This window comes from Streptomyces sp. KLMMK (genome assembly GCF_036961605.1).
GTDB classification, from domain to species: Bacteria; Actinomycetota; Actinomycetes; order Streptomycetales; family Streptomycetaceae; genus Streptomyces; species Streptomyces telluris.
In genome coordinates, this window is sequence record NZ_JBAMDC010000291.1 from 1 (window position 1) to 8318 (window position 8318).

The 8318-nt window shown below is 71.1% G+C and carries 7 protein-coding genes and 1 pseudogene; 3 read left to right on the forward strand and 5 right to left on the reverse strand.

The genetic code is table 11. The features are described 5' to 3' along the window. Positions 1 to 197: 197 nt before the first annotated feature. The 3 genes from V7793_RS28460 to V7793_RS28470 all read right to left on the reverse strand — a co-directional run bounded on the left by V7793_RS28460 (position 198) and on the right by V7793_RS28470 (position 3469). Positions 198 to 695, reverse strand: coding sequence for a hypothetical protein (locus tag V7793_RS28460; protein WP_336011597.1), 498 nt, complete (start codon positions 693 to 695; stop codon positions 198 to 200). A gap of 249 nt (positions 696 to 944) precedes the next feature. Next, positions 945 to 1706, reverse strand: a complete 762-nt coding sequence (locus tag V7793_RS28465) for a MerR family transcriptional regulator (RefSeq protein ID WP_336011600.1) — start codon at positions 1704 to 1706, stop codon at positions 945 to 947. A 338-nt stretch (positions 1707 to 2044) separates the two neighbouring features. Beyond that, a complete protein-coding gene (locus tag V7793_RS28470) occupies positions 2045 to 3469 on the reverse strand; it encodes an amino acid permease (RefSeq protein ID WP_336011603.1) in 1425 nt (474 codons plus the stop codon). Between the two features lie 333 nt (positions 3470 to 3802). Between V7793_RS28470 and V7793_RS28475 the strand changes: the two genes are divergently transcribed. From V7793_RS28475 to V7793_RS28485, 3 genes are all read left to right on the forward strand, one after another. Continuing rightward, a complete protein-coding gene (locus V7793_RS28475; protein WP_336011606.1) occupies positions 3803 to 5188 on the forward strand; it encodes a radical SAM protein in 1386 nt (461 codons plus the stop codon). Between the two features lie 187 nt (positions 5189 to 5375). Continuing rightward, positions 5376 to 6734 carry an erythromycin esterase family protein gene (locus V7793_RS28480; protein WP_336011608.1) on the forward strand — a complete coding sequence of 453 codons (1359 nt, stop codon included), beginning with the start codon at positions 5376 to 5378 and terminating at the stop codon, positions 6732 to 6734. Positions 6735 to 6806: 72 nt separating this feature from the next. Then, positions 6807 to 7235: a cytidine deaminase gene (locus V7793_RS28485; RefSeq protein WP_336011610.1), complete on the forward strand. Its 429-nt coding sequence runs from the start codon at positions 6807 to 6809 to the stop codon at positions 7233 to 7235. 21 nt (positions 7236 to 7256) lie between these two features. Here the strand turns inward: V7793_RS28485 and V7793_RS28490 are convergent, their stop codons facing one another. Next, positions 7257 to 7532, reverse strand: coding sequence for a DUF1876 domain-containing protein (locus V7793_RS28490; protein WP_058042985.1), 276 nt, complete (start codon positions 7530 to 7532; stop codon positions 7257 to 7259). A gap of 26 nt (positions 7533 to 7558) precedes the next feature. Continuing rightward, positions 7559 to 8191, reverse strand: a pseudogene (locus V7793_RS28495) (phosphoribosyltransferase); the annotation flags it as partial. Positions 8192 to 8318 lie beyond the last annotated feature (127 nt).

Below are 8318 nucleotides of genomic sequence, written 5' to 3' on the forward strand. Positions count from 1 at the left end.
GCTTGCACGGCTTGCACGGCTTGCACGGCTTGCACGGCTTGTAGGGCTTGTACGGGCGCCGACGCGCGGCCGGGTGCCCCGGAGCGGGGGACGGTCGGCTCGGGGCGGGGCCGGAGCCGGTGCCCTGGAGCAGGTGACGACCGGGTCGGCTTCGACCTATCGCGGCAGCGGGCCCTGCGGGCCTCCTGACCGGCCCGTCACGAGCTCTGCTGGAGGCGCTCCGCAGCCTGAGCAGGGGTGTCGTAGTAGCCGGGCCGTGCCAGCAGGATCGAGCTGAAGTAGTAGCCCTGCTCTTCCTCCGGCTCATCGTCGACTGCGAACGGACGCCAGAAGCTCAGCAACAAGTCCGGGGCGATGAATGAAGCATCGTCGTCAGGATCTTCCTCGATCGAGGTGAACTCACCGACGCGCCGGACAACCTCGCGGGCCGGAAGCGCGAACACGTCCACACCCTGGAACAGCACTCGGTCCGTCCGGGACGACGGCCTTCCCAGCTCGATGGCTTCAAGCATGTCGCGCAGGCAGTGGATGCTGATCATCAGCCCGCTGGGACGGAAGACGCGCTGCCCCGGCCGATCAGACTCCGAGATCGCAGAGAGATCGCGGAGCGAGCCCAGCGCTGTGTTGGCCGCGTGCCGAGTCATACCTATTCGCAACGGGCCAACGCCGGTCGGTGGGGCGAGGTCGAAGTCCATGCGGGCATGATCCCAAACAGATCTGTCAAAGCGTCACGAAGGGCCATCCAGTCCCGGCAGGTTGCAGAGCGTGGGAGCTCCACAGAAGTCGGACCAGAACCTGAGGCCCGGCAGCACCCGGCAGACGGCAGCATCGCTGGGCAGAGGTGGCGTTCCTCGGACAGCTGCGGGCCCCATTCTCGGTGGAACTGGCCAGTGGCCCGACCCGGCAGGGCCGCCGCACCCCCGTGGCGGCGGCCCGGTTCCGGCTCAGCACAGCCGGGTTGCGGCGTACGCCTCGATGGCGGCCCGCTGGTACGAGGCGAGGCCCGGCGCGATCGACTCGTAGACCGCGTGCCAGTGCTCGTTCTCCACGCAGGTACGCCCGATCGCGCGGTACTCCTCGGCGGTGGCTGCCCGGATCCGGGCCAGCGTCCGGTACTGGGTGTCGATCTCGGCCTGTACCGCGTCGGCGTCAGCGGGCAGGCCGGTGGCCGGCAGCTCGGCCAGCCGGATCATCTGCGCTGTGCGCTCGCGCTCGTCGGCCTCGATCTCGGCCTCGCTCCACGTCGAGGTGTGCCGTTCGATGGCCCCGACCAGCTCCGGGAAGTCGTGCAGGACCTTCATGCACCGGGCGGGCCCGATGCCCTCGAACAGGTTTTCCGGTCGGCTGATGCTGATCATGTCTGTGCCGTCCTTCCCGGACTGCTCCAGTGCGCTGATCGTGCGGGCGACGGTGCCGGCCAGGGTGTCCAGCCGGTCGCGCTCGGCGAGCAGCCGACGGTAATGGCCCCGCAGGGCCTTCAGCTCGTCGACCTGCGCGGCCAGGATCCGGCCGATCTCAGGCAGTCCCAGGCCCAGCGCCCGCAGCACGAGGACCTGCTGCAGCCGCAGCAGCTGGCGCTCCTCGTGGTAGCGGTGGCCGTTGGCCCCGATCCAGGCCGGTGGCAGAAGGCCGATCTCGTCGTAGTGCCGCAGTGTCCGGGCCGTCACACCCGGCATCCGGGCGACCTCTGCGATCGGCCAGGCCATCGCCGCCTCCCTCACATGTGCCTCACCGAGCTGGAATCTCCGGCCTTGTTCAGGACGGTAGAGGCTTCCGCTGCGGCAGCTTCAAGCCCGGCTCTCGGGTTTCCGGGTCGCGCGCCGATCGGTGGCCGCCCACCTTCTCGTGGGCAGAGCCGGGGCCCGCTGCTCCAAGCCTGTGCCTCGGATGCCCGGGCCTGGTCCCGTGCACGCCCGACCCCCGGCCGCTCGGTCCTGCGGCCACCCGCCCCCCGGGAGCCCGGGCAGGGCGAAGGCCGGCCCCCGTCCGTCGGGACGGGGACCGGCCTTCGCTGTTAGCTGTTAACGCGTGCGCGGTGCCGGGCTCAGCCGCCCGCAGGGCCCTCCGCGTCCCTGCGGGCCGCCGCCCGCTGCTGGACGTAGCCGACCACGGCCAGTGCCAGGGCCAGGCCGCCCGTGGAGTGCAGCTGGACGCGTGTGTCGGTCTCCAGGCCCATCAGGACCAGGGCGCCCGCCACGCCGGCCAGCGTCACCCAGGTGAGGACCGGGAAGGCCCACATCCGCACCACGAGCCGCTCGGGCGCCTCGCGCTCCAGGCGGCGGCGCAGGATCAGCTGGGAGGCGGCGATGAAGCCCCAGACGATGAGGACGACGCCGCCGACCATGTTCAGGAGCCAGGCGAAGACGGTGGTCGGGTACCAGTACGACAGCAGGACGGCGAAGAAGCCGAAGGCGGACGAGGCGAGGACCGCGCGGCGCGGCACGCCGCCGGAGACCTTGCCCAGGGCCTTGGGGCCCTGGCCGCGCGAGACCAGGGAGTAGGCCATGCGGGAGGAGCCGTAGATGTTGGCGTTCATCGCGGACAGCAGGGCGATCAGGACGACGACGTTCATGATCTGGCCGCCGCCGGGGACGCCGAGGCGGTCGAGGACGGCGGCGTAGGGTCCGTTCTCGGTGACGGATCCGTCGTTCCAGGGGAGCAGCGTGACGATCACCATCATGGAGCCGACGTAGACGATGCCGATGCGCCACATGGTCGTCTTCACGGCCTTGGCGACGCCGCTGACGGGGTTCTCGGATTCGGCGGCCGCGATGGTCACCGTCTCCAGGCCGCCGTAGGCGGCGAGGGAGGCCAGGAGGCCGATGAGGAGGCCGTCCATGCCGTTGGGCAGGAATCCGCCGTCGTGCAGGAGGTGTGCGGCGCCGGGGGCGTCGTTGCCGGGCAGGACGCCCGTGATCGCGAGCGCGCCCAGGATCAGGAACAGGGCGATGGCGCCGATCTTGAGGGCGGCGAACCAGAACTCGAATTCGCCGAAGTTCGAGACCGCGGCCAGGTTGCTGCCGCAGAAGACCGCCATGAAGACCAGGACCCACATCCAGGAGGGGGTGCCGGGGAGCCAGCCCTGCACGATGTGGGCCGCGCCGATCGCCTCGATCGCCACGCCCACGACCAGCAGGGTCCAGAACATCCAGCCGGCGGTGAAGCCGGCCCATGGGCCGATCGCGCGGTCGGCGTGGACGGAGAAGGAGCCGGAGGCGGGGTTGGCGGCGGACATTTCGCCGAGCATCCGCATCACGAACATGACGAGCAGGCCGGACGCGGCGTAGGCGAGCACGATCGAGGGGCCCGCGGCGGCGATGCCGGCGCCGGAGCCTACGAAGAGGCCCGCTCCGATGACGCCGCCGAGGGCGATCATCGAGAGGTGCCGCTGCTTGAGTCCGTTCGACAGGGGGGAGCCCTGCGGGGCGTCCTCCGTCTGCGGGGGAGGTGTGGTGGTTGTCCGGCTCATGGTCGTGCCTGTCCAATATGCGAGATCGGGAGTGTCGAGTATGGGCAGGTGGCCGAAGATCCGGTTAACTCGTCCGTTATCCGGACAGTCACTTCACAGAGCGTGATCGTTTCGCAGCAGCCCCGTATGTACGGGGGCGAAACGCCGCAACTGCGGACCCGGTTGATTCTCCTGCGATGGGCAGGACTAGCGTCAGTGATCACGAAGCGAGTCTGCCGCAGAGATCGCGCCAGGCCCACAGGGGAAGCAGAAGAGGCTGACGCCCGAGTAAGCAAGCGGGCCACGCAGAAGCGGACGCCGCGAAGAGCGGACGCACGAAGGGGGAGCACCGAGATGACCGGACGTACCCACCTGATCGAGAGCCTGATGGAGCGCTTCCCGCACATCCCGCGGGAAGCCGTGATCAAAGAGGACCTGCTGCGCGGAGGCATGGCCTTCGACGACTCCGCCCTCAGCGACACCACCAACGAAGCGACCGGCGGGATCAAGCCCAAGTCGTACTTCATCTTCTCCTTCGACCACCGCACCCTCCCCGAGCTCGGCGCCGCCGCCCTGCGCCGCCCGCCCGAGGAGATCGTGCTGACGGGCGGCCCCTACGAGCTGCGCCGCACGGTCGTCTCCGTGCGGGTCAACCCCGCCTCCCCCTACCGCGTCCAGGCCGGCCCGGACGGCACGCTGGGCCTCTACCTCGACGGTCGGCGGATCTCGGACGTGGGCCTGCCGCCCATGCCCGACTACTACCGCGAGACACTCCCCAACGGGAAGTCCGTGATGGAGGTCGCCCCGACCATCCAGTGGGGCTACCTCGTCTACCTGACCGTCTTCCGCGTGTGCCAGTACTTCGGCGCCAAGGAGGAGTGCCAGTACTGCGACATCAACCACAACTGGCGCCAGCACAAGGCCGCCGGCCGCCCCTACACCGGCGTCAAGCCGGTCGAGGAGGTGCTGGAGGCGCTGGAGATCATCGACCGGTACGACACCGCCCGGGCCTCCCAGGCGTACACCCTGACCGGTGGGGCCATCACCTCCAAGGTCGCCGGGCACACCGAAGCCGACTTCTACGGGCGCTACGCCCAGGCCATCGAGGAGCGCTTCCCGGGCCGCTGGATCGGCAAGGTCGTCGCGCAGGCCCTGCCCAAGGCCGACGTGCAGCGCTTCCACGACTACGGCATCCGCATCTACCACCCCAACTTCGAGGTGTGGGACGAGCGGTTGTTCCAGCTCTACTGCCCGGGCAAGGAGCGCTACGTGGGCCGCGCCGAGTGGCACCGGCGGATCCTCGACTCCGCCGACGTCTTCGGCGCCCGCAACGTCATCCCCAACTTCGTCGCGGGCGTGGAGATGGCGACCCCGGACGGATTCGCCACCGTCGACGAGGCGATCGCGTCCACCGCGGAGGGCCTGCGGTTCTTCATGTCCCACGGCATCGTCCCGCGGTTCACCACCTGGTGCCCCGAACCGACCACGCCCCTGGGCAAGCTGAACCCGCAGGGCGCCCCGCTGGAGTACCACGTACGGCTGCTGGAGGTGTACCGGGCGACGCTGGAGGAGTACGGCCTGGCCTCCCCGCCCGGATACGGGCCGCCCGGACCGGGGCAGGCCGTCTTCTCGGTGAGCTCCTTCATGGACAGCCTCCCGGCGACGGACAGCCTCCCGGCGACGGACGACCTCCCCGCCACAGGCGACCTCCGGGCCGGGGAACCGGAAACGGCGGGATAGCCGCCGGCCGCCCCCCCCGGCGGACGGACGCGAAACCCTTTGTCCGCCGTCCGCCGCGACGGTTAGGGTCGGATCATGGTTCCGGGCACGCTCTTCCGCTGACGCTCTCCGGGAGCCGCCCCACGGCGCGCTCCCGCATCGGTGATCTGCATCTGCACACCACTCCACCGAGAGACGAGCCTTCAGCATGCCCTCTCAGCCTCAGCCTTCTCAGCCTCAGCCTGCTCAGCCTTCTCCGCGCTCTCAGCACTCTCAGCCTTCGGGCCGTCAGTCGTCCGCCGACCGTGCCCCGTTCACCCGCTGGCTGCGCGAGAACGCCACCACCCTGACCACCCTCGACCCCGACGCTCCGCTCGACGACCTGGAGCCGCTGCGGGACCTCATCGGCGACGCCCGCGTCCTCGGCGTCGGCGAGAGCTCGCACTTCATCCACGAATTCGCCCTCGTCCGCCGGCGCCTCCTGCGCTTCCTCGTCGAGCGCTGCGGCTTCACCGTCCTCGCCTTCGAGTACGGATTCAGCGAAGCCTTCGCCCTCGACGCCTGGATCCGGGGCGCCGGCCCGGACGGCGACCTCGAACGGCTCACCGGGGCGGCGCTCCCCATGGGCCTGCAGGAGCCCCTGCGCTCGCTGCGCCTGCACAACCGCACGGCGGCCCGGTCCGTACGGTTCGCCGGTATCGACATCCCGGCCGCGGGCGGCTCGCTGCTGCCCGCGCTGCACCCGGTCGCCGACCACCTCCGCGAGGCCGACCCCGAGGCGCTGCCGCTGGTCGAGACCGCCATCGGGATCGCCGGGCGGTTCGCCGGCGAGTCGGGCGCCGCCGCGGCGCCCGCGTGGGCGCGCTTGGACGCCACGGAGCAGGACGCCCTCACGGCCGCGCTCGCCCGTCTCCTCGTCCGTTTCCGGGCTACCGAGCCCTTGCAGGTCGCCCGCACCGGCCGGTACGCGTACGAGGTCGCCCTCCGGCGCCTGGAGGCCGCGTCCCACGCCGACTACACCGTCCGGGCCATGGCCGCCCTCTTCGCCGGCGCCGGGCTCACGGCCGACGCCTCGTCCCGCGAGATCTACATGGCCGGGTCCGTCCTGTGGCACCTGGAACACGCCGAGCCGGACGCCCGTGTCGTGCTGATGGCCCACAACGCCCACCTCCAGAAGGAGCCCGCCGTCTTCGACGGATACCCGACGGCCCTTCCCATGGGCCAGTTCCTCCACCGCGCCCTCGGCGACGACTACTTCACCCTGGGGGTGTCGAGCATCGGCGGCCGTACGGCGGAGATGCGGCTGGAGGAGAGCGCCCGGTTCGGCTTCACCGTCGACGACACGGTGCTGGGGGCACCCGAGCCGGGAAGCATCGAGGCCGCCTTCGCCGGCGCCGTTCCGGCCGGCGCCGTCGGCCTCGCCGGGCTGCGCTCCGCACCCCGGGGCGACGCCATGCCCGACCGGACCCGGATACAGAGCGCGTACGTGCACACGCCGGTGGCCGACGCCTTCGACGGGATGCTCTGCCTCCCGTCCTCCCGGGTGGCCGACGGAATCGACATCTGACCTCTGACCGCAATCGACATCTGACCGCGGCGTCGGTGTCCGGCCCGCCGGTCGGCGGTAGCCTCTCGCCCTGTGACACCTGATCTTGATCACGAGCTGATCGCGGTGGCGGCGGAGCTCGCCGCCACCCGCACCAAGGGCGACGTGCACACCATGGCGGCGGCCGTCCGCAACCGGGACGGCCGTATCGCCACGGGCCTCAACGTCTACCACTTCACCGGCGGCCCGTGCGCCGAGCTCGTGGCCGTAGGGGCGGCCGCGGCCGCGGGCTCCTACGACCTCACCACCGTGGTGGCCGTCGGCAGCGACGACCGAGGCGTCATGCCGCCGTGCGGCCGCTGCCGGCAGGTCCTCTTCGACTACTTCCCGGGGATCGAGGTCATCATCAGTACGGGTACGGGTCCAGGAACGGGTACAGGTGGAGGCCCCGATGCCCTGCGCGCGGTGCCGGTGCGCGAACTGCTGCCGCACGCCTACGGTTTCGCCGACCACCACCCGTGACGGTGCCGGTCCGTGGTCTGTTCAGTGACTCAGGCGCGTCGGGGTGTGCGTGGTCTCCTCGATGTCCACCCCCGCCTTGTCGAGCAGCTGCTCGGACAGGTCGCGCAGCGCGCGTGCCGCCGCGACCTCCTCGCCGACGCGCTGCTGGGAGGGGTCGGCGGGGTTGCGGTTGCTCCTCCCGACCGCAGTGAAGTCCGTGCCGTCGTGCATGTGCAGCCGCACCGCCGCCTGCGTCAGCGCGCCGGCCTCGCGGAACTCCATGTCGATGGGGCTTTCGACGATCTTCTCCGTGGTCATCACACACCTCCCGGGTCCGTCACTGCCGCCCTGTTGCGCTCCAGCAGGTCGATCACTTCCTCGTCCGGGGTCTGGGAGAAGTCCTGGTACCACTCGCCGACCGCGAAGAAGACAGTCGGAGTGCTGAGGCAGACCAGCTCGTCCACCTCCGCGCGGAGCGCTTCCGCCGCGTCCGGCGGCGCCACCGGTTCGGCCAGCACCACGCGGGCGGCGTCCTGGGCCCGGACCACCCGGCAGGCGGCCGCCGCCGTGGCGCCGGTGGCGATGCCGTCGTCGACCACGATCGCCGTGCGGCCCTGCAGGGGGATGCGCGGGCGGCCGCCGCGGAACCGCTCGGCCTGGCGGACCAGGTTCGCCTCCTCGCGCTGCTGTATCTCGGCCAGGTCGTCCTCGTCCACGCGGCCCATGCGGATGATGTCGCTGTGGACGACCCGCACGCCGCCCTCGCCGATGGCGCCGAAGCCCAGCTCCTCGTGGAAGGGCACCCCCAGCTTGCGCACGAGCACCACGTCCATCGGGGCCCCGAGTGCCTGCGCGACCTCGTAGGCCACGGGCACGCCGCCGCGCGGCAGGCCCAGGACGACGGGGTTCTCGGCGCGCAGGTGGCCCAGCTGCTCGGCCAGGCGGCGGCCGGCGTCCACGCGATCGCGGAATCTCATGATCCACCTCTTCTCCCGGGGGTCCGGAGAACGAGGGAAGCCATACATCCAATATGGTCAGATTCCTGCGGATAGTCCACGCCGGGCAGACCGGGAGCGCACAGGAGTGCCCGCCGGGCCTGGCCGC